The organism is Halobacillus locisalis, assembly GCF_013694105.1.
GTDB classification, from domain to species: Bacteria; Bacillota; Bacilli; order Bacillales; family Halobacillaceae; genus Halobacillus; species Halobacillus locisalis.
Genome location: NZ_JACEFG010000001.1, coordinates 1,182,962 through 1,203,847 on the forward strand (window position 1 = coordinate 1,182,962; position 20,886 = coordinate 1,203,847).

Annotated in this window: 27 protein-coding genes; 12 read left to right on the forward strand and 15 right to left on the reverse strand. The window is 42.8% G+C overall.

Annotated elements, in window-relative coordinates:
- Positions 1-37 precede the first annotated feature (37 nt).
- From moaD to H0266_RS06255, 5 genes are all read right to left on the reverse strand, one after another.
- The gene (moaD, locus tag H0266_RS06235) at positions 38-271 is read right to left on the reverse strand and encodes a molybdopterin converting factor subunit 1 (protein ID WP_181471499.1); all 234 of its coding nucleotides are present in this window, start codon (positions 269-271) and stop codon (positions 38-40) included.
- The gene (locus tag H0266_RS06240) at positions 268-726 is read right to left on the reverse strand and encodes a molybdenum cofactor biosynthesis protein MoaE (RefSeq protein ID WP_181471500.1); all 459 of its coding nucleotides are present in this window, start codon (positions 724-726) and stop codon (positions 268-270) included. Before H0266_RS06240 ends, moaD begins: the two co-directional genes overlap by 4 nt.
- Entirely contained in the window at positions 726-1,247 is a 522-nt protein-coding gene (gene mobB / locus H0266_RS06245; RefSeq protein WP_181471501.1) for a molybdopterin-guanine dinucleotide biosynthesis protein B, read from the reverse strand. Before mobB ends, H0266_RS06240 begins: the two co-directional genes overlap by 1 nt.
- 75 nt (positions 1,248-1,322) lie before the next feature.
- Positions 1,323-1,607: a metal-sulfur cluster assembly factor gene (locus H0266_RS06250; protein ID WP_181471743.1), complete on the reverse strand. Its 285-nt coding sequence runs from the start codon at positions 1,605-1,607 to the stop codon at positions 1,323-1,325.
- Between the two features lie 103 nt (positions 1,608-1,710).
- On the reverse strand, positions 1,711-2,475 hold the full coding sequence (locus tag H0266_RS06255) for an alpha/beta fold hydrolase (RefSeq protein WP_181471502.1): 765 nt from the start codon (positions 2,473-2,475) through the stop codon (positions 1,711-1,713).
- A 177-nt stretch (positions 2,476-2,652) separates the two neighbouring features.
- Here H0266_RS06255 and H0266_RS06260 point away from each other — a divergent pair, with 177 nt between their 5' ends.
- The 3 genes from H0266_RS06260 to H0266_RS06270 all read left to right on the forward strand — a co-directional run bounded on the left by H0266_RS06260 (position 2,653) and on the right by H0266_RS06270 (position 3,923).
- Positions 2,653-3,474, forward strand: coding sequence for a Cof-type HAD-IIB family hydrolase (locus H0266_RS06260; protein WP_181471503.1), 822 nt, complete (start codon positions 2,653-2,655; stop codon positions 3,472-3,474).
- A gap of 96 nt (positions 3,475-3,570) precedes the next feature.
- A complete protein-coding gene (locus H0266_RS06265; RefSeq protein WP_181471504.1) occupies positions 3,571-3,714 on the forward strand; it encodes a hypothetical protein in 144 nt (47 codons plus the stop codon).
- 2 nt (positions 3,715-3,716) lie between these two features.
- Positions 3,717-3,923 carry a DUF3813 domain-containing protein gene (locus tag H0266_RS06270; protein ID WP_181471505.1) on the forward strand — a complete coding sequence of 69 codons (207 nt, stop codon included), beginning with the start codon at positions 3,717-3,719 and terminating at the stop codon, positions 3,921-3,923.
- Positions 3,924-4,318: 395 nt separating this feature from the next.
- Here H0266_RS06270 and H0266_RS06275 read toward each other — a convergent pair whose 3' ends face one another.
- Together H0266_RS06275 and H0266_RS06280 are read right to left on the reverse strand one after the other, a co-directional pair.
- Positions 4,319-4,744, reverse strand: coding sequence for a hypothetical protein (locus H0266_RS06275; protein ID WP_181471506.1), 426 nt, complete (start codon positions 4,742-4,744; stop codon positions 4,319-4,321).
- 15 nt (positions 4,745-4,759) lie between these two features.
- A complete protein-coding gene (locus H0266_RS06280) occupies positions 4,760-5,587 on the reverse strand; it encodes a DUF2785 domain-containing protein (protein WP_181471507.1) in 828 nt (275 codons plus the stop codon).
- 129 nt (positions 5,588-5,716) lie between these two features.
- Here H0266_RS06280 and H0266_RS06285 point away from each other — a divergent pair, with 129 nt between their 5' ends.
- Entirely contained in the window at positions 5,717-5,980 is a 264-nt protein-coding gene (locus H0266_RS06285) for a NifU N-terminal domain-containing protein (protein ID WP_181471508.1), read from the forward strand.
- Between the two features lie 44 nt (positions 5,981-6,024).
- On the opposite strand, the gene H0266_RS06290 is transcribed toward H0266_RS06285, so the two are convergent.
- Positions 6,025-6,936 (reverse strand): BsuPI-related putative proteinase inhibitor, encoded by a 912-nt coding sequence (locus H0266_RS06290; protein ID WP_181471509.1) that lies wholly within the window; start codon positions 6,934-6,936, stop codon positions 6,025-6,027.
- Between the two features lie 61 nt (positions 6,937-6,997).
- Complete coding sequence (locus H0266_RS06295) at positions 6,998-7,849, reverse strand: YitT family protein (RefSeq protein ID WP_181471510.1); 852 nt, start codon at positions 7,847-7,849, stop codon at positions 6,998-7,000.
- A gap of 163 nt (positions 7,850-8,012) precedes the next feature.
- On the opposite strand from H0266_RS06295, the gene H0266_RS06300 reads away from it, so the two are divergent.
- Positions 8,013-8,873, forward strand: a complete 861-nt coding sequence (locus H0266_RS06300) for a DegV family protein (protein WP_181471511.1) — start codon at positions 8,013-8,015, stop codon at positions 8,871-8,873.
- Positions 8,874-8,937: 64 nt separating this feature from the next.
- Positions 8,938-9,849: a DUF4349 domain-containing protein gene (locus H0266_RS06305; protein ID WP_181471512.1), complete on the forward strand. Its 912-nt coding sequence runs from the start codon at positions 8,938-8,940 to the stop codon at positions 9,847-9,849.
- A gap of 71 nt (positions 9,850-9,920) precedes the next feature.
- Here the strand turns inward: H0266_RS06305 and H0266_RS06310 are convergent, their stop codons facing one another.
- From H0266_RS06310 to H0266_RS06320, 3 genes are all read right to left on the reverse strand, one after another.
- On the reverse strand, positions 9,921-11,411 hold the full coding sequence (locus H0266_RS06310; protein WP_181471513.1) for an alpha-amylase family glycosyl hydrolase: 1,491 nt from the start codon (positions 11,409-11,411) through the stop codon (positions 9,921-9,923).
- A 393-nt stretch (positions 11,412-11,804) separates the two neighbouring features.
- Positions 11,805-13,649 (reverse strand): asparagine synthase (glutamine-hydrolyzing), encoded by a 1,845-nt coding sequence (asnB, locus tag H0266_RS06315; protein WP_181471514.1) that lies wholly within the window; start codon positions 13,647-13,649, stop codon positions 11,805-11,807.
- 235 nt (positions 13,650-13,884) lie between these two features.
- Positions 13,885-14,244 (reverse strand): YisL family protein, encoded by a 360-nt coding sequence (locus tag H0266_RS06320; protein ID WP_181471515.1) that lies wholly within the window; start codon positions 14,242-14,244, stop codon positions 13,885-13,887.
- A gap of 154 nt (positions 14,245-14,398) precedes the next feature.
- On the opposite strand from H0266_RS06320, the gene H0266_RS06325 reads away from it, so the two are divergent.
- Positions 14,399-15,595 carry an ornithine--oxo-acid transaminase gene (locus H0266_RS06325; protein WP_181471516.1) on the forward strand — a complete coding sequence of 399 codons (1,197 nt, stop codon included), beginning with the start codon at positions 14,399-14,401 and terminating at the stop codon, positions 15,593-15,595.
- 666 nt (positions 15,596-16,261) lie between these two features.
- Here H0266_RS06325 and H0266_RS06330 read toward each other — a convergent pair.
- The 3 genes from H0266_RS06330 to H0266_RS06340 are packed head-to-tail and all read right to left on the reverse strand — an operon-like array spanning position 16,262 to position 19,177.
- Positions 16,262-16,762 carry a GDYXXLXY domain-containing protein gene (locus H0266_RS06330; RefSeq protein WP_181471517.1) on the reverse strand — a complete coding sequence of 167 codons (501 nt, stop codon included), beginning with the start codon at positions 16,760-16,762 and terminating at the stop codon, positions 16,262-16,264.
- Positions 16,763-17,959, reverse strand: a complete 1,197-nt coding sequence (locus tag H0266_RS06335; RefSeq protein WP_181471518.1) for a DUF2157 domain-containing protein — start codon at positions 17,957-17,959, stop codon at positions 16,763-16,765.
- A 27-nt stretch (positions 17,960-17,986) separates the two neighbouring features.
- The gene (locus H0266_RS06340) at positions 17,987-19,177 is read right to left on the reverse strand and encodes a DUF418 domain-containing protein (protein ID WP_181471519.1); all 1,191 of its coding nucleotides are present in this window, start codon (positions 19,175-19,177) and stop codon (positions 17,987-17,989) included.
- 86 nt (positions 19,178-19,263) lie between these two features.
- On the opposite strand from H0266_RS06340, the gene H0266_RS06345 reads away from it, so the two are divergent.
- Genes H0266_RS06345 through H0266_RS06365 form a run of 5 tightly spaced genes read left to right on the forward strand, consistent with a single transcriptional unit; the run spans position 19,264 to position 20,869 of the window.
- Complete coding sequence (locus H0266_RS06345) at positions 19,264-19,485, forward strand: spore germination protein (RefSeq protein ID WP_181471520.1); 222 nt, start codon at positions 19,264-19,266, stop codon at positions 19,483-19,485.
- Positions 19,486-19,498: 13 nt separating this feature from the next.
- Positions 19,499-19,726 (forward strand): spore germination protein GerPB, encoded by a 228-nt coding sequence (locus H0266_RS06350; protein ID WP_181471521.1) that lies wholly within the window; start codon positions 19,499-19,501, stop codon positions 19,724-19,726.
- Positions 19,727-19,770: 44 nt separating this feature from the next.
- Positions 19,771-20,307: a spore germination protein GerPC gene (gene gerPC, locus H0266_RS06355; protein WP_246363656.1), complete on the forward strand. Its 537-nt coding sequence runs from the start codon at positions 19,771-19,773 to the stop codon at positions 20,305-20,307.
- Complete coding sequence (locus tag H0266_RS06360) at positions 20,308-20,529, forward strand: spore gernimation protein GerPD (protein WP_181471522.1); 222 nt, start codon at positions 20,308-20,310, stop codon at positions 20,527-20,529.
- A complete protein-coding gene (locus H0266_RS06365) occupies positions 20,504-20,869 on the forward strand; it encodes a spore germination protein GerPE (RefSeq protein ID WP_181471523.1) in 366 nt (121 codons plus the stop codon). Before H0266_RS06360 ends, H0266_RS06365 begins: the two co-directional genes overlap by 26 nt.
- The last annotated feature ends 17 nt before the right edge of the window (positions 20,870-20,886 follow it).

The following is a 20,886-nucleotide window of genomic DNA, read 5'->3' on the forward strand; positions in this document are numbered from 1 at the left end:
ATAATAAAAAAGTCAGCCATCTTTTGGCTGACTTTTTTTATCCTCCGCTGACAGGCGGTATGAATGCGATGACATCTCCATTTTCAATAATCGTCTCATTTAAAGCAAACTCCTCATTGATCGCCACCATCGCATCTTGTACCTTCGGCATGGAATAGTCTTTTGCAACCCACTCTTTAACTTGGTTTACAGAGAACCCTGTCAGTTCAACGTCAACTTTGTACACACCCGTTTTTTCTCGTAACTCCGCAAAGAACAGAACTTGATTCACGTCACTTCCCCCTCCAGCGGTACGCCCCTTTTGGTTTCTTTCTGATCTCCTATCCACTCTTCTCCATCTTCCCAATGCTCTTTCTTCCAAATCGGCACCATTTCTTTCATTCGTTCAATGGCATATCTGCTTGCTTCATAAGAAGAGGCGCGGTGGGGGGTTGAAACCGCAATCACCACCGCTATTTCCGAAATATCCAAACGCCCCACTCTATGAGCCATCGCTATCTTTGAGCCCGGCCACTTCTGTTCAATTTCCTCACCGATTTCTTTCATCTTCTTCTCAGCCATACTTGCATAAGCTTGATATTCTAAGAATAGCGTTTGTTTGCCTTCTGTGAATTCCCTCACCGTTCCGATGAACGTATTAATGGCACCCGCTTCCGGCCTGATGACAAGGTCGACGACTCCTTGGATATTTAACGGTTTTTCTGAAATCCAATAATGTTTCTTCATTAATGAGTCATCCCCTTTGCAACAGGATAAATAGTCGGAAGGTGCTTTCTCCAGTCTTCAAGCGGATATACAGGCACATCCAAATGACTGGTGACACTCTCATCCCATGTAATGACAAACTGGATATTCGAAAGAGTCATCAAAGAAAGATCTTCTCTTCGTTTAATAATGACAGCTTTCGGATAGGACTCTTCTTTGAACCCCTCCACAACGATAAGATCGGGATCGAATTGACTGTAGATATTCACTAAATGAGTCAAAGAAAATCCTTCTTCATGACTCAGTTCTAACTGAAATCGTCTAGGACTGTCCACACCTGTCATAAACGCTCCTGATTCGTGCAATTGGTAACTATCCGTACCATGGTGCATAACTTTTAACGGTTCATCGTGACCATGATGCTTAATTGCTCCTAACCGTTCTCCATGATTCGATCCATAAGCTATGAGTTCTGATAGGAGTGACGTTTTCCCACTGTTTTTGAAGCCGACAATTTGAAAAACTGGGGCTTGGTTGACCATGTAACGTTCCTCCTTCTTATGACTATAATGTTATGTAAAAACCCCTACCGCAACAATCGGCAGGGGTCACTTTCATCAATCTGGAATTCCTAGTGCAATCTTCGCATAACGACTCATGCGATCTTTCGTCCAAGGTGGATTCCACACAATATTGACTTGTATCTCATTAATTTCTGGTAAATCGGCTAGACAACGTTTCACATCTTGCTCGATATGACCAGCTAATGGACAACCCATTGCTGTTAATGTCATGGTAACAGTTGCGTTCCCTTCGTCATCTATATCTACACCGTAGACGAGTCCTAGGTTAACAATATCGATCCCAAGCTCGGGGTCAATGACATTCTCAAGGGCACCCATTGCATTTTCTTCAAGAGCAGTTGTACTCACGTTAGTTCCCCCTTCACAATTCTTCAAACCTTATTATAAACAAAAATCGCTGCAGAATAAACCGTTGCCGCTTTTATAATACTAACTCCAGCCAGTTGACCATTTCCAGAATCGCGAATCGGCTGATTTTATGGCCTCGTCCCACTTCACGTAAGAACCGGATGTTTTCAGGGTTTTTATAATACTGGATCGCTTCATTATAAAAATCATACGAGTGGTTAAAGGGAACAACAGGGTCCGCATCACCATGCCAGAAGAAGAGGGGCCTCCCCTGTAACTTATCTTTTTGTTCCGATAAGTCAATGGCCTTCAATGATTCAAACAGATCTTCTCTCTCGTCTGTCATAAGAGGTAACTGGACACCTGTTTTCTCTATACCACTAATCAACTCTTTAGCGAATTCTACAGGTTTCGGAGACCCCATCATGATGGCCGAAGCCTGTACCCATGGATACATCGTTAATGCAGCGCTCGTAGTAATCCCGCCCATGGATGTCCCCCCAACACCAATGCGACGATCTTGAATCAAACCAAGCAGGTCCAATTCGTCTTTCATATCCTGAAGCTCTTTCAAGTTTTGATAAACGACGTCCCAGAATTTGAAATTCAACTCATCCTTTGAAAGATCTTGGTCACGTTCGCCATGATAAGCACTATCAGGTAATAGTACACGATACCCTTTTTGTGCTAAGAGATAGGCTTGAGCCAGGTTATGTTCTTTAGCTGAAGTAAAACCATGAAAATAAATAAATACAGGTAATGGTTGATCTTGTTTCGCTTCGTTTACAACGGTAAGTACAGGTACATTTCTTATAGTTTGTCTTTGTATGCCTATCATTCACTTAAACCCTTTCTAATAAAACTTTACGAGCCATTAAAATCATGCTAACTTTTTTCCTTTATATTTGTATCGTAACACTGCCCTAATCGAATGGAAAGTGTTAGGTTGTAGAGTGGGAAATTCTTTACAATAACTCGATTTTACCGCTACACTATATAGAAGAGGTGAAGGATTATGAAGGAACAACATTTGATTGCTTTAGATTTAGATGGAACACTACTGACAGATGATAAAATTATCAGCCCCAAAACAAAACAAACCGTCCTGAATGCAATGGATGAAGGACATATTGTCGTTATTGCTACAGGGCGTCCGCACCGTGCGAGCATTGACTTCTACCATGAATTAGGATTGAAAACCCCTATGGTCAACTTTAATGGGGCTCTTATTCATCATCCGACTAATAAACTTTGGGAGGCTCTTCACTCCCCTCTCTCGATTCGAACAGCGCACAAAATTATTCATACCTGCCAGGACCTTGGCGTGAAAAATATTTTAGCTGAAGTGAAAGACGATGTGTATTTGGACCAATATGATGAAGAAATCATGAGCATTTTCCAAACGAAAAACGATTCAATCAGCGTCGGTCGTCTTCAAGCCAATCTGAAAGAAGACCCTACATCTATTCTGATTCACCCAGAAGAAGATAAAATACAAAAGCTTCGTGCTGAATTGGATGAGCATGCGGAGTTGATTGACCACCGAAAATGGGGGGCTCCGTGGCACGTCATCGAAATCGTTCGCGCTGGCATGAATAAAGCAGTAGGATTGGATAAAATCTCTCGTTATTTCCACATTCCAAAAGATCGGATCATCGCCTTTGGTGATGAAGATAATGATTTGGAGATGATTGACTACGCAGGTGTAGGTGTGGCGATGGGCAACGCTATCGATGAATTGAAAGGCGTGGCTAAGCATGTCACTCATTCAAATGAACAAGATGGAATCGGTCAATTCCTCAATGATTACCTAAAGCTGAACACTAGGGCTATGTAGAATAATTTTCCTTGTTTATGATTCCGAGTTCACTCCATACTAAGCTTGAACGTGAAAGCGTTCAGGCTTTTTTTAATCTGACAGGAGGGACTTGTCATGGAGAAGAAAAAGCAAAATCGCAAAGAAAAAAGCAGGACTGAAGTCCAACCCTTTGATGAAAGCAAGATGGAGCCCAAAAGGCTTTCAGACGCTGCTCGAAAAGAGATGGAGTCAGACCAGCATACGGTAGGAGGGTTCTAACGATGGAAAGAAACCTTTTTGAAAATGCTCGTGATGCGGTAAGCCGTTTCACGCAAAACCGTGATGGCGGTCGCAAAGCGAACGAAGAAGATATGCAAGCGGCTAAACAAGCGATTCAATCTGCCTATAGCCAATGTTCTCAACAAGAGAAACAACAGCTACAGCAATTGGAACAACAGCTTGAGAAACACCATCAAAGTTTGCGATAGTTGATTGGAAATCCTCTGTGAATGATCGCAGAGATGGACAATCCCCACTTCCTCTCACCTATGGGGTGAGAGGAAGTGGTTTTTTTTATTGAAAATGAAAGTGCATTCAGCACTTTTGGAAGGAATTGTTTTTTTCTTTTTTTCATTCACACTAATTGAACATTAATGAGTTAACTCCGTTAGGTAATGGGTATAGTAGTAGTACCCCTAGAATTTTTTCTGAAAATTTAGTACAACAAACCTCCCGGTGACTAGTGCCCACCGGGAGGTTTGTTGTGTATTGAACGGCATTTAAAGATCTTTTTGACTTGATTGCTTCTATGCAACTATACAAGGTGTACATTTCACAATTTTTCACATAAAAACACCCGCAGATATTACTGCGGATGTTTGATTCACCAAAATCTATAATAGGATTTTTTCAACGTGATGGCATATAACACGTGTCCTACGAGCCAGTAGATAATCGCTACGCCATCCGTAAGAGCCGGTGTTTCTTTGATGGCAAGCAAAGTCAAAGGTACATAAGTCGTCGAAGCCCCTGCGGTAAGGAAAATAGCTAGTCTCCACTGATTTCTTCTCGTGTCCGAAATCCAGTTCTTTAAGACATACACATATAGTACTCCGATGATCCAAGATATGATCATATGAAATAACCATTCCATATAAACCGGCCAATCAATACCACCGATTACAGGAATAAAGTCTACATTCATAAGTAAAGTATATATTTTCTTTCCTGTAGCCATTTCGACGAACCACATATATAAGCCTAAGACAATACCTGACAGTGTTCCGATCCAAAGACCCCACCGAATCATAGTCCATTCACTTCCTTAATAAGCTTCTTGTTTCCTAAGTTCCCTCAGAAGATTTTCTAAAACCTGCCGAAGCTCTCGATAATCCCCTTCGAGCATTCTGAAGTAAAGAGCTCTTAGTAAGTGTTTACTATTATTGATGATGATATCCTCGCGTGGATCTTGCCAGCTTTCACGCTCATACAAGAGCGTCTCCAGCCACTCTACTCGCTCTGTCGTATTTATCTTCTTAAACATCATGAGTATTGCCGTAACCATGCGCTCTTCTTCATCAAATAAATACGGTTGATCGATCAGAAATTGTTCTTTAATGACAGGAAGCATTTCTTGGATATGGTGTTCTGAAATTTCATCACAAGCAGCAACATGATAAATCGCATCCGCCGCATGAGCCATAGCATGAGCCCAGCCTTTCTTCTCCACATATCCTCTGTGATCCATTTCCTGCTGCATATATTTCTTCAAGTTCTCCCATACCCTCAACACTTCTTCTTCTTTCAGGAATGGGTCATGGCGATGCTTTTCGATGATAGGAGGAATCAATAATACGGAAAAACTGCGTTTGAATACAGCATCTTCTTCTCTTTTAGATGTCCCTATTCGATAAAATAAGTAATTTTTATTCAGAATCGATTGAAGGATATTTTTGAGCTGATCTTCGTTATAATACCCGCGTTCGATAAACGTCGTAAAAATAGAATGGATGAGCTCATCTCTCAGAACAGGGTGGATCGATCCGATTTTTTGTAACATCATCGTCGTCAACTCTTGCAAGTTCTGATTCTCTGGAACTTGAAAGTCATTATCTTTGATTGGTTGCAACACGTCAATAAGTCGAGATTCCATCAGGCACCTCCTAAAGTGATACTATTGTAACACAGGTGAAGAACTTTCTAATATGTTCAACACTTATAGTTTTTGCTCGATCGATTTTCTGCTAAAATAAGAAGAGATGTTACAGAGGAGGATACGAATATGACAATACAAGTACAAGAAACACCAAATCCGAATGCACGTAAGTTCACGACAGAATCTATGATCTTCAAAGGAGATGGCAGTGTCTCTGTCATGCCAGGTCAAACGAGTGAATATGACATTATGAATGAATTGATGAACCTTGATGGTGTAGACAATGTTTTCGGCTTCCAAAACTTTATCACCATTAACAAGCTACCTAATGCAGACTGGGATGAGCTTACACCAAAAGTTAAAGAAACTGTTGAGAATCACGGCTATTAAAAACAAAAGCCGCCACAATAAAATGTGGCGGCTTTTGTTATATCTTATTCTTCTGGTTGAATGCTTTCAAGCGGGATGTAATTGACGTTAGTGGGCTTCCCGCCTTTTGCACTTTCTTCAAAAATCGACATGGTTACGGTGCCGAACTCGGGTAGCTTTTCTTCAGGAATGGATACTTCAATTTCAAAGGCAGACCAAGAAGGTGCTCCTTCATCTACTTGAACAGCTGTCGGTTCTACGATCATATTGTGACCATCTTCAATGCTATACATAAAGGAACCTTCAAATACACGCGCTTCCCCTGATACCACATAAGATCCGTTCTGTCCGGATACTTTGATTTCACGGAAAGCTTGACCGTCTCCTTCAAACTCTTTTACCTCTTCCTCTTTCGTCTCTTCTTCCTCTTTTACTTCTTCTTCAGTTTCTGCTTCAATCGTAAAGGATTGAGTAACCTCGAATGGATTCGCTTCAACAGATTGATCGTTGATCGTGTCTACGAGGAAAGTAAACGTAGCTTCGTATTCACCAGGCTCCGCGCCTGTCCATGTTTCAGAAGCTGTAAGAGTTTCTCCATTGGCCAACTCTTCTGTTGTCATCTCTTGTGTGAACATTTTATCAGCAGAGAACGTGTAGACATTTTCTCCGTCAGCGTTCGTTACTTGAATTTCATATTTTTGACTGGATGTGAACCCTAAAATAACTGCTTCTTCACCATCGTTTGTTAAGGAGAAATCAAAGTTTGCTGCTGTTCCATCTGTCTCAACGGTTGCATCCATAGTGACTTGGTCAATCAAGGCATCCATATCAACTTCTGGTTCTTGATTTTCTACTACTTCTTCTTCCGGCTGGTCTTCTGTTCCTTCTCCATTTGCTTCATCCATTTCTCCGTCCGTTGCACACGCTGCTAACATCAAGACGATGACCCCCATCATCATGGCAAACCACTTCTTCATATCGCCACTCCTCTTTTTCTAAATTTGTTCTATTAGTCGTTTTTCTAACAAAAAGGTTACATCATTGATCATCTTTTCGAAAGAATCCAAAGATACCTGTCGTTTGGACGATATTTGTGAAAGCATTTGGATCCACTTCTGAGATGACATGTTGTAAACCGTAAAGCTCATAACGCGTAATGACCATCACCAACATGTTCTTATCTTCTTGCGTAAATGCTCCTTTCGCAGGTAATGTCGTGATCCCACGGACCATCTGGGCATGAATGGCCTTCTCGAGTTCCGGTGCCTTTGTCGTAATGATCATGGCCGTCAACTTCTCATGTCGAGTATGAACGGCATCAATCACACGCGTCGTCACATACAAAGTCAATAATGTGTACAAGGCATTCTCTGGTTCGTATAGTAAACCAGCTACGACAATGATCGCACTGTTAATCATTAAGAAGTAAATACCGATCGGACGATCCTTCATTCTTGAAAGAACCATCGCAATGATATCCAAACCTCCTGTAGAAGCACCCCACTTCAACGTGATTCCGACACCGACACCACCGATCACGCCACCAAACACGGCGTTCAGAATGATATCTTCAGACAATTGTTGAACTGGAATAAGTTCCAGGAACAATGTCGTAAAGGCGACGGATACCACACTGTAAACGGTAAAGCCTTTCCCTACCTTATACCAGCCCAATATAGCGACTGGAATGTTAAGTATGAATAGAATGAGACCCGTACTGATCCCAGGAACACCTAAGAAATCGGTTAAGATACTTGTAATGAGCTGGGCGGTTCCTGTAAACCCGCTTGCATATACGTTAGCTTCGATTAAGAATAGGTTCAGTGATACAGCATTAAGTATTGCACCAAGTAGAACGATTAAAATACGTTTTATTTCGACAGTAAACAAGAAAAAACCTCCCAAGAAACCTCGTCTATTCTGTTTTATCACCAGCTGATGGTAAAATCAAGCGGTGAATAAAGATTCTTACAATTAAAATACGATTACTTTGACTAACTGAGAGATTGTGCCTAAACTAAAAGAAAGAAATCTAAAACAGAAGGTGACTTTAATGAATGTTCAAATCCTGTGTGATTCAGCATCCGATTTATCTAAAGAAACTCTAGAAGCTCTTTCAGTGAAATCCGTCCCTCTCCGCGTAACTATTGATGGTGAGGAGTACGAAGACGGACGTACCATTTCCCCTCATCAAGTGTATGAAAAAATGAGAAACGGTGGAGCGCCCAAAACGTCTCAAGTATCACCTCAAGCTTTCCAAGAAACATTCACAGCTTTTGCAGAAAGAGATCAACCCTTTATTTATTTCGCCTTTTCCTCAGAACTTTCCGGAACATATCAGACCGCAAAGATGGTAGAGAAAGAAGTAAAAGATCAATATCCGAATGCTCGGTTTGACGTGGTGGATACGGAAGCTGCGTCACTCGGTTATGGCCTCGTCGTCATGCGAGCAGCAGAGCGAGCTATGGAAGGCGCGACCTATGAAGACGTGTTTGAGATCGGAACCTATCATGCCAAGCATATGGAGCACATTTTCACTGTTGATGATTTGGAGTACTTGTACCGCGGAGGCCGAGTGAGCAAGACAGCAGCATTTGTCGGTAGTTTGCTGAAAATCAAACCTTTGTTACATATGGAGAGCGGAAAGCTCATTCCTCTTGAAAAAATCAGAGGCTCAAAGAAAGTATTCAAACGAATGGTGGAAGTGATGGGTGAGCGGGGCGAAGAGTTGGAAAAGCAACGAATTGCCATCAGCCATGGAGATAACCTGGATTCTGCTCAACAGCTAGCAGAAATGATTAAAGATGAGTATGGAACAGATAATATACACATCGACCTTATTGGTTCATCGATTGGCGCACACGCAGGCCCAGGCACGATTGCCTTGTTCTTTTTAAATCAACCCTATAAATAAATATTCCCTACTGAGCGTAACCTAACCCTCTTTGAAGCGTCTAACTTCTAAAGGGGGTTATTTTATGAAAAAAATAACGGTGTGGCTTTTCATCGTTCTTCTTTCTGCCTTTCTAGCAGCTTGTAGCAATGATACTCAAGAGCAAGGGGACGAATCGTCTGAGGGAAATACAGAAGAAACGAGTGCAGACCAAAGTGATTCAGAAAATAAAACAAACGGACTATCGGAAGCACCGCCCAATCAAGATGTGGCAAGTGAAGAATCCAGCATGATCGACAACACTGACGGGCGAATGCTCATTTATAATGCCGTAATCGAGCTTGAAACAGAAGACTATGATCAGTTCAGGCAGCAATTAGATGAGCGGATGGCAGCAAATGAAGCATATATTGTGGAAGCGAGCATATCGAAGAGAGAAAATAATCGCCGACAAGGACAGATCCGCCTTAGAGTCCCACAATCAAACTTCGAGAACCTACTGGGCGGTTTTGAAGAGATCAGCGAATCGATCTTATCCCAAAACGTTACCGGTCGTGACGTGACAGAGGAATACGTCGATTTGGAATCGAGGTTATCGGCAAAAGAGAAAATTGAATCTCGTTTACTTACGTTTCTGGAGGAAGCAGAAGCGACGGATTCTCTACTGAAGATTTCTCAAGATTTAGAGCGTGTTCAATCAGAAATCGAAGTACTTAAAGGGAAAATGAATTACTTACAAAACCAAAGTGATTTTTCTACCATCACCCTACAAGTGACTGAGACGAAGGTAGTTGTCCCGGATGTCGGAGGTACTTCTCTGAATACGTGGGAAAAGACAAAGCAGGCTTTCGCGAGTTCTTTGAATGGATTGACCACATTCGTATCATGGACAATTGTTACACTAATCGGTTATTCACCCATCTTTATTCCGATCACTTTCATCATTGTCCTGATTTGGTACATCAAAAGAAGAAGACGATTAAAGGCTGGTTCATAGACAATAAAACGATAACACACAAATTGGAATAAAAAGTTAAAAAAGCACTCTCATCAAAAGAGTGCTTTTTCTTAGTTTTTTCGATTCTTAATACTGATCGCTGTCACAGCAAATACAAACAGGCCGAGTACGCCTCCGACAAAACCGATAAACAACCAGTTAAAACCTTTGTCAGGTTCGATGATGAAAACATCAGCCGTTTCACGTTCCATGCCTAATCGATATGTACCATCCGATTGTTGACGTACGATGCCATCTTGCAATAAGCCACGCATTTGCTGATCATCTTTCAATGTATCAATTTCAGTAACCCTCGTTTTTTCAGCATTGTTAATGGCAATTAACATCGTTTCATCTTGAAAAGTACGCTGATAGACCGCTAGTCCACCTTCGTTGTGAAGTTGCTGGAAGTCTCCACGAGTCAAGGCGGGAAACTGGTCTCTCATCGACGTTAATGTTTCAATTCGTTGCTTTATTTGTTCATCGCTTTTCTTAAAATTCATCATGGGGATGTCGCCAATGTTCCCTCCATCATCGAGAGGTACTTCTGTTCCGTAGTTCATGACAGGTACGCCTGGCGATGTGAACAGATAGGTCAACGCAAGCTTCCAACGTGTGACAGGGTTATGACCCTCTACCACAGATAAATGGGTGAAGCGTTGATTGGTTCCATCATCAATGGAGTGAAATGCTTGATAATCACCAGAAAAACGTTCTTGGTTTTGTTCATAAATGTTATAAAGGTCTGCTAAGGAGTCGGTAGGCTGCTTGAATGTGCTCCGAATCGTTTCCTGATAAGACTCATCAGCAAATCCATCTATCGTCCCCTCACTTACTAATTCGTCTTCAGGCAACGTATTTGTGAATAATAGAAATTCAGGACTTTGTACTTCCTCAGAAAGCGCCTTATACAACGATTGATCAACATTGGAGGATGTTTGTAGGCGAAAGCCGTCTATGCCTGTTTCTTCCGACCAATAAGCTGCCGTTTCGGTTAAGTAACCCCTGACATCAGGTTGACTTGTATCAAGTTCAGGTAAACCTTGTTGCCAGGTGTTTGTTGTCGATGCCTCTGACTCCCCTAAGAACCAGCTCGCTTTATCCGGATCTGACACCCAAGGATGATCATCAGATACATAACTTACAGGAAACTCAAAAATGACTTTCATATCCTTTGCATGTGCTTCTTCCACTAATCGCTTGGCATCTGCCATGGTACCGAAATGTTCTTCCACTGAACGAAAATCATCAACCCAATAGCCATGGTATCCGTTTTCAGAATTACTCATAATGGGTGAAAGTTCGACCGCCGTAAACCCTAACTCTTTCACATAGTCCAACTTATCAATAACCCCCTGAAGGTCTCCACCATGGTAAGAATCTGGATCATTCGGGTCAACTGGGACATCGTTGCCTGTATCACCGTTCATGAAACGATCGACTTTGAGTTTATAAACACTCTCGTCTTGCCATAATCGGTCCGTTCGTTCTGCTGCGGTTACTTGTATCGAAGTGGCAAGTACCGTCAGGATGATCATGAGAAGAATCATTAATTTCCTCATCATCCGTCCTCCTTCTATCTCTTTATGGATTCTCGTATCGTATGCTAACCCTTCTAGAGTATCGCTTGGAGGCTACCAGAGTCAATTGCATTTGTTGGTTTTGACTTAGAATACATAAAATGCTCACATTTAATTCAGGAATCTACCTGCTCTCCCCTCCATGTATCGGATGAACGGACCACAATTCGGACATTTATCTAAGCGATCCGGACAACAGATGCACGATATCAGACATCCACCTGCTCATTTCGGACAAGCGACCTTCTATATCGGACATTTCTCTCTAATTCGGACAAGAGCTACACTTTATCGGACATTTACTCAGCCTATTCAGACCGAAGTTACTACAATCATGAAAAAACCATATCAGTCTAGGACCGATATGGTGAGAGGTTATACAAGATTTACTTTATAGGTTTTCATCCAATGATTGATCTGACATAAGTGAGCGATCAGTTGCGGTCCGGTCATTAATTGGCCAAACCAAGGCGTATCAATCGACTTCCCTTCTGAATCATTCAGCTTCCTTACCCTTTTTCGATCAAACAATTCGAATAAAGGAGCATCTGGATCAGCTAGCACTTGGTCCATCCACTCACACACCGCTTTCGTATAATCGGGATGGAACGTTTTCGGATAAGGGTTTTTCTTCCTGAACAGAACTTTGTCCGGGAGAACTCCTCGTAGCGCCTGTCTAAGCAATCCCTTCTCTTGATCACCATAATGCTTCATTTCCCACGGAATATTCCAAGCATATTCGACAAGACGATGATCGCTGAAAGGGACACGGACTTCCAGGCTTGCCCCCATACTCATGCGATCCTTCCGTTCAAGTAGTGTTTGCATAAACCAATTCATGTTCAAATAGGACATATATCGATGTTTTTTTGCCGCTTCGTCATCACTTGGCAATAATGGTGTTTCATCAATCGTTTCTTGATAGCGGTTCAACATGTACGATTCAATGTCAATCTTTTCATTCCAATCGTCGCGGATAAGTGAAACCCGTTCATTCAAGGAGCGTATCCACGGGAACCCTTGCCGTTCTTGGTCTTCTTTCCGATAAAACCAAGGATACCCTCCGAAAATTTCATCTGCACACTCCCCAGATAAAGCGACCGTCACATGTGACTTGATATTCTCACAAAACCAGAGCAACGAGGAATCCACATCGGCCATACCAGGCAAGTCTCTTAGTTCCACAGCCTGCTTTAAACGGTCGACTAAGTCGCTCGTTTCCGCTCTCATCACAGTGTGTTTCGTTTGGTGCTGATCACGAACCAAGTTGATATAGGTTTCATCACGGTCTGGTTGAAAGGCGTTTTTCTTAAAGTATTTTTCCTGATCTTTATAATCAATGGAGAACGTTTCGAGGGCTCCTTTTCCTTCTTGTTTATATTGATCAGCAGCCACCGATGTTATAGCACTTGAATCCACTCCACCTGACAAGAAGGTTCCTAGGCGGACGTCCGAAACCAGCTGCCTCTGGGAAGCATCAATAAACAGTTCCCGGACCTTCGCGACGGTCTCATCAAACGAATCAGTGTGTGGTTTACTTACCACATCCCAGTAGCGTTCTACATGTAACTTGCCTTTCTCCCATATTGCTCTATGACCTGGACGCAGCTCATGAACATTCTCAAATACCCCATTCCCTGGCGTTCTTGACGGGCCAAGCGCAAGGATTTCTTGGACTCCCTCTTTCGTGACATTAGGTTCTACATCTGGATGAGCAAGAATGGCTTTGATTTCTGAAGCATAGAGAATCCCTTCTCCCCTAACGCTATAGAATAGAGGCTTAACACCAAGGCGGTCTCTCGCTATGAATAAACGCTGTTTCTTTTTTTCCCATATACTGAAGCCGAAGATGCCATTAAAATGATCGACACATTCTACTCCCCATTCCATATAACTGACAAGAACGACTTCTGTATCAGAATGAGAAGAAAAATTCCATCCTTTTGCGCGTAATTTTGTCCGCACTTCATCTGTGTTGTACAATTCCCCATTGTAACAAAGGATATACTGCTCATTATTCGCCCTCCGCACCATCGGCTGCCTGCCACCGGAAGGGTCAACGACAATAAGTCTTTGATGACCAAGAGCCGCTCCGCCATCGATCCATTTTTGGTACTCATCAGGACCCCTGTGCTTCAGTGTATCAGCCATTTGGTCCAATATTTTTTCATTACTCTTCATCTCTTGATTTTGGTCAATCCAACCTACAATTCCACACATCTAGCCACACCATCCTTCTCGAGAAAATGTCCTTACGGAGATTTTAGTAGTAAGAAGACATTATAACTTACGATATGTGGCACGATTCATTTCTATGATATTTCTACTTGACTTTTCAATTGAGAATAATTATCATTGTAATTGAGAAAAGTTATCACCCGCTCCCCCCAATAGCGGTAAAGATAAACCCCCAAATAAAAAAAACGGTCTGCCACTTGGGCGGACCGTTTTTTTATTACGATGGCAGAATACCTAGAGGTAAGAATCCCCATCCCAAAATAATGGCTATGATTGCTGCGACCGAAAGTTGTGCCCACCATTTAGCTGCAGGCTTCTGTTTCTTATACTTGACGGCCACTCCTTCCATAGCGGCTATTACCCATAACCCGATAACAACTTTAATTATGACTCCAGGACCATAATTTGAATAGCTCGCAAACAATGAACCTCCTGAGTATAGAATCAATAAATAATCAAGTCGCAAGATCATTTGAGAGATTTTTGCTGCTTTTTGGTTGTCTGCACGATAGAACGTTGTCGCAAGACCTAATAGTACAAAAGCGATGACCCATGAAGTGATATGTAGGTGCGCCATGTTTGTTCCTCCTTTATCTAACAATCTAAGGTAATAATATCACGTTTAATCACTAGATTCCTATTAAAAAGTACGAGCTTAATTTTCGAACTAATAAGAAAATGAATCACAAACCTGTTATAATATAGGGAGAAAAATGAATTGGAGGGATACGATGTCTGCAGTAAGTAGTCAACAAATCATCGACCAAACACAAGAATATGGCGCGAAAAATTATCATCCATTACCGATCGTTATCGCGAAAGCGGAAGGCGTATGGGTAGAAGATCCTGAAGGAAACCGTTTCATGGATATGCTGAGTGCTTATTCTGCCGTGAACCAAGGACACCGCCACCCTAAAATCATTCAAGCATTGAATGATCAAGCAAATCGGGTCACGTTAACGTCCAGAGCTTTCCACAACGATCAGCTTGGACCTTGGTACGAGAAGATCTGTAAAATTACGAACAAAGAGATGGCTCTCCCAATGAACACAGGTGCCGAAGCCGTTGAAACAGCAATCAAGGCAACTAGACGCTGGGCTTATGACGTCAAGAAAGTACCAGAAGAAAAAGCGGAAATTATTGCTTGCACAGGGAACTTCCATGGCCGTACTATGACAGCGGTTTCAATTTCTTCTGAGAAAGAATACAAGCGTGGTTTCGGTCCTATGTTACCAGGAATTAAAATCATTCCTTATGGTGATGTTGAAGCTCTGAAAGAAGCGATCACCGAAAACACGGCTGGTTTCTTACTTGAGCCGATTCAAGGCGAAGCCGGAATTGTCATGCCACCAGAAGGATTCTTGAAAGAAGCCTATGACATCTGCCAAAAAGAAAATGTATTGTTTATTGCTGACGAAATACAAGCAGGACTTGGCCGAAGTGGTAAAATGTTTGCTTGTGATTGGGAAGACGTGAGCCCTGATATGTTGATTCTAGGTAAAGCACTCGGTGGCGGAGTATTTCCGATTTCTTGCGTCGTAGCGAACCAGGAAGTACTAGGTGTATTCAATCCAGGTTCACACGGGTCCACTTTCGGAGGAAATCCACTTGCCTGTGCCGTCTCCGTCGCTTCCTTAGAAGTCATCGAGGAAGAACAACTAGCAGAAAGGTCCCTTGAACTCGGAACTTACATGATGGAGCAACTTCGATCGATTGATAATCCAAAAATTAAAGAAGTGCGTGGAAAAGGATTATTCATCGGTGTTGAAATGACCGAACCTGCTCGTAAATATTGTGAGCAGTTGAAAGAGAAAGGTCTCCTATGTAAGGAGACTCACGAGAATGTCATCCGCTTTGCACCACCGCTTATTATCGGCAAAGAGGATTTAGATTGGGCAATTGAACAAATTAAGGATGTACTAGGATGATTTTCCCTTGTCCTATCTTTTCTCGTACCAAAAAAAGCTCCGAGCCATGTGCCCGGAGCTTTTTCATATCCATATTTAACAATCGGGCATAATCTTGAACACTCGACTTCGAGACTTTTGTAGTGAGGAAGGGGAGATGGGGAACGAGTCGCTTTCCGTGGGGCGGGCGCTGAGCCTCCTCGAGCTAAAGCTCTGTGGGGTCTCAGCTGTCCCACTTAACCCCACAGGAGTCTCCCCGTTCCCCACCTCCCCTTGCCTAAATAGCTTCTCGAAACCCATTCCAGACTGGGCTCTATTTGGACAAGAAACCCGCTTTTGCTGACAACTGTTCTGCCCATCAGCACATGTGATCCACTATTCCTGACATTATCTCCGTTTATAGCGGTCAGCAAATCATCTTCCCATGAAAGAAAGGTCCGACTACCTATATTTGGACGGGTGTGATGGGAAATTGCGAGACTTCGCGGGAGAAGGACTCAGGCGAGACCCCACAGGGAGTGTTAACGACCGAGGAGGCTCGGCGGTTCCCCCGCAGGAAAGCGAGTTATTTCCCACAACACCCTACTCTTACTTACGTCGAGGACCGGGAAGTCTCAAATTAGAGCCTTCAGGATACGGCGGATACTAGTGAATACCGGCTACTGAAAATGTTTGTTAACCTGTGGATCATTGTATGGAATTGATTTTCTTCTGACCCCAAGGAGCAAGAACAACTTCAACAATCCGTGAATCAGTTCCTTCCCATTCTCCTCCCGTGTTTTCTTCCACGTAGTATCGACCAAGGCCTAAATCAACAGAATAGGGTCCATCACTCGTTTGATCATGCCACTCCATACGTGCCTCCATGACGACTTGTTGGTCTTTTGCTTCTATCCGTTCATCTGAAGCTTTTAATAGCTGATACAAATCCTTCTCTTGCTCTAACAAAAGGAAGACCTTCTCGCCCCGCTCTACCTCTTCGGATCCAATCCATTTGCTCGCAGGAATCGTCTCTACTTCATAATTTAAAATGACGTAATCACCGTAGAATGGATCGCGCGGATCGACGGGTGCCGTCCTAAGGTGAACCGTTTCACCAAACTGATCCATTGCATAGTATCCGACTGCCATGACAAGGAGGAAGGCAACTTGTAATACGACGATGGTATAGAACCATACTCTCTTCATTCACTTTGCCTCCCCTTTATGCACCTGTCTACGTTTTCGTTCTAACAAGTAACTCAGGATAAATAGTAGGATTCCTCCGATAAAGAAGAAGAGTGAGCGGTCCATGAAGTCCCACGCTAATTGGAAATAGGCTAGGAATGTAGTGATTAAGAAAGCGACCGTTCCCTTATTTACCCATCGACTGATTTCCGTTTGATAACCGAATATCAGCCAAAGTAACGAATAGATAAACAATAAACTGAGCGACAAGACATCGCCAATAGGGAACTTGAACACAGGGACGAATAAAACCAAGTCGACCCAATAGTAGTTCGTTGAGCTTAAGGCAGCCCGAATGACCGCCCCGACGAATAGAACGGCCCAAACGATAAAGAAAGTGAAAGCCGCATCAGAAGATTCCAAAACCCACTCGTATCCTAACAGGAACACCCCGAAGACGTGTAAAGTAAAGACGGAAATGATACTCATCGTTTTGAGTACCCGGGTCTGACTTTTTTTCACAATGAGGTCATCTGCTAAGTATATTAGGAGAAACAAGATCATCAACCAGTAATAATCGAGACCTTCGCTGAAAACGAGTATGAGCGACTGAATGATAAAACTGACGCCGAATAGAGTGGTAAGCTCTGTTTCTTTTTGTCTATAAACTGCCCACCCCAAGCCAATGAGGAATAGAGCCCCTAGCCAAAAGTGATACTGTTGAAACAAAAATCCACTGTACATTTGACCGATAGTGATGAGCACTACTGTCGCAATGAAGAATGTTCGACTCTCTGATACTTTCCATAGCCCATAAGCGGCTAATGACCACACGAAGAATGGAAAAGCGGTATAAGACGTGTAATGATACATTTGGCCAATCAGAAAAATCCCCGCTCCGAAAATGAGCAACGCGATTAATAACAGACTTTGCCCCACAGGCTTTGAATGCTTTCGGTAGACAACATCCCCCGAAATGTAAAAGGCCAAAAGAAACACAATGATAATAGAAAGTCTTATCAGATCATCCATGCTCGACCAATTCGAGGCAATGAAGGTTAAGAAACCAAGGCCAATAAAGATGGCTCCAAATGTGAGAAGCAGAGGCTTACGTTTCCTCTCAGGGTACCGCTCAATCAATTGTTCACGCTGATCTTCGGTAATTATACCGTCTATCAACCATTGTTTACTTTCTTTAATGATTTGATCGCGATTCATGACTTCCCTCCTTATCGAAACAAGCCTTTATGAGACCGCGGATTGTTTGCGTTTTAAAGGCTGCCTCTTCCCATATGTCAACGTACGCCATAACCACTCGAGAGGTCCATACTTATACTTTTGAAGCCAGGCTTTACTTGCGAAGACCTGAAGTGTAAAGACCGCCAATACTATGATAAGACTAATCAACGGTGACACTTGACCATACAGTCCGAAACCGACGGAATAAAACAACAGAAAGCTGAATAGCGACTGAAAAATATAGTTCGTAAGCGACATCTTTCCCACCCATGTTAACGGATGAACGAGACGCACACCTCGTTTTGTTCGAAACAACAACGTAATCGACAGCACATAAAAGATTGCGGACGCCGTCCCCCCGACATTATCTTGTAGCAACTGCATCCATTGAGGGTTGCCGTTTATGTATGGCCCCGCTTTGAATGCTATAAACAGCACACCTGTAACCACCCAGACGGTTTTGATTGCTTTCAGATGGTCGCTAGGCTCGTGTAACCATCTCTTCTTACACATGAACATCCCCAAAAGAAACATCGGAATGAGGCTCAGAGCAAGAAATGGTAAATTCGCTACACTATTCACATAGCTCCAATCCACCCAGTTCTGCTGCCAAATATCCATGATGCTCCCTTCCCCATAATTCGCTTTTGCTTGTTGAATAGCTGGGGTATTGACGGTCCGTTGCAGCTGGTCTCTGACCGCATACAACGAAAGGGTGAACGGAACCACAAGGACCGCAAGCATTCCGACAGCCCAGTTTACTAGTGTCTTAGGTTTGGCCGAGAAGAAAAAGAATAGGACCATTCCGAAGACGCCATAAGATAGAAGGATATCGCCGTGCCAAATGAGAAAAGCATGCACGAGTCCGAACCCGATCAGAACTAACAATCGCCTGAAGATGACGGGCCGGTAAGGAATTGCCTTATCGTCTAGTCGCTCCTTCATCATTTGCATACCGAAACCGAACATAAAGGAAAACAAGGTGTAAAAACTTGCTTGGAAAAATATATCGATGAAGCTCTGTACGAAATGACTTATGGATGATGGCCAGAACTGTTCTGCCCCTCCATATAAAAAATAAGGTGCATTGAAAGCGGGTACGTTGACCATGAAGATTCCCAGGATGGCAAGCCCACGGGAAGCATCGACCCAACTTAATCTTTCAGACTCACGTAATGGTCTTGCAGATGTTTTCATAATGATCCTCCTTCTATGATTTTATTTTACTTGGATTACGTAATGAAGACAATTCGGTTTCATAATATATAGAAAGGAGTTTTTATATGCCTGCAAAAGTTGGGGTCGTCAAAGTCATTACGTTGTCTTCCTCGAGTATTTTCAATATTGGAGATGTCTATCATATGGCCCCTAAAGCATGGGCAAAAACCTTTGCTGGGGGTGGATCGTTCAATACAGGAACCGGTATTAAAATCGACATCAATCGATCAAACACGTATGTGAACGATTCAGAGGTCGTCGACCAGTCATCCATTAATAATGCTTAGGAGGGATTCCCCGATGTCGATTACCGTTCATCAATCCATCAGCATTCAGGTGTTAAGAATCGGATCTGTTTCAAACTCATCTATCGTTCAAATAGGCAGTTCAGGCGTCATTCAAGCGAAAGCGGATTTATATAATACCGGTGGATACACTGAACCTGCCCCTACAGTTCAGCCGAAAGATGGTACCATTACCATTCCTGAATCTGAAGCCGCTACTCTTGTCCCACTCTCTATAACATAGTCTCTATTTTTCTTGCATAAATTGATGGTAAGGAGGGGGTTCACTTGAACAACTACTATTCATGGCAATCGTATATCCAGCAAATGATGAAGCAGCTGGAGCAACAGCAACAGATTATTCAACAACTGCAGAAACAAGTAGAATCTCTGACTTCGAATGAAAAACCTCAAACCGTCATCGAAAAAATTGAATACCATTTCGATCAGTTAAAAATAGAAACGCTGGAAGGAACATTGCAAATTGGCTTGACACCGAATGGGTCAGATTTATCGGATATTGGGGACCTCTACTCCAAACAGGCGAACCAACATCAACAGCCGCTCTTACATTCTCTTCAACAGTACATGACCAGTGAAGTTCCTGATTGGATGGACCAGTACGTCAGGGATCACGATATTCGCTTAGAGGACCAACATAAGCAACAAATTCTTGCAGACGTTCGAAAGCAGCTCCCTGATCGGGTTCATATGTATAAAGAACAACACCCGGATATGGATGAAACAGCCCTCCTGCATCAAATACAAACGGAAATCCGAAATTCCATGGCCGCTTATTTCGATACGCTCGAAGGAGAGGATTAAATGAATTTTATTGTTCACAATTATGGTCTTCATGTCGGTCAAATTCGAGTTTCCGGGGTCACGGCTTCTTCCGTCTTTCATATAGGCGACAGTAAAACGGTTCGACTACAGTCTTTCTTCGATACCCCACCTGAATCATTGATTATCGGACCTTTCGCTTCCGAACAATCTTTAGAGGAAAAGGAGGTTACGGTGAATGAAACGAATGGTGTACGTGAATGAAGTCGACGTGACCTCAACAGCGATTGCGTCCGGCCTCTTGATCGGTGATGCCCACAGAGTGTCGCCTACAGCAAACGTGCTAGCTGTTCAGGTAGAGGATCCAGATGTTCTCTTTGAGCGGTATGACTTCAGTGAGTTCTCCGTATTCTCTATGCACCCTTCACCTGAACTTCCACCTATAGGCATACACTCTTTTTCTTATCACGAACGTCCCATTTATGTAGATTCACTGAACGTGATTGGTGCTTCCACCTCTGCAGTTATTCAAATCGGAGGCGTTGACCACGTGGATAGTTTTTCCAGAATCAAACACATCCGCCGTGTAGAGGAAGAACAATAGTCGGTGTCCTTGCATAG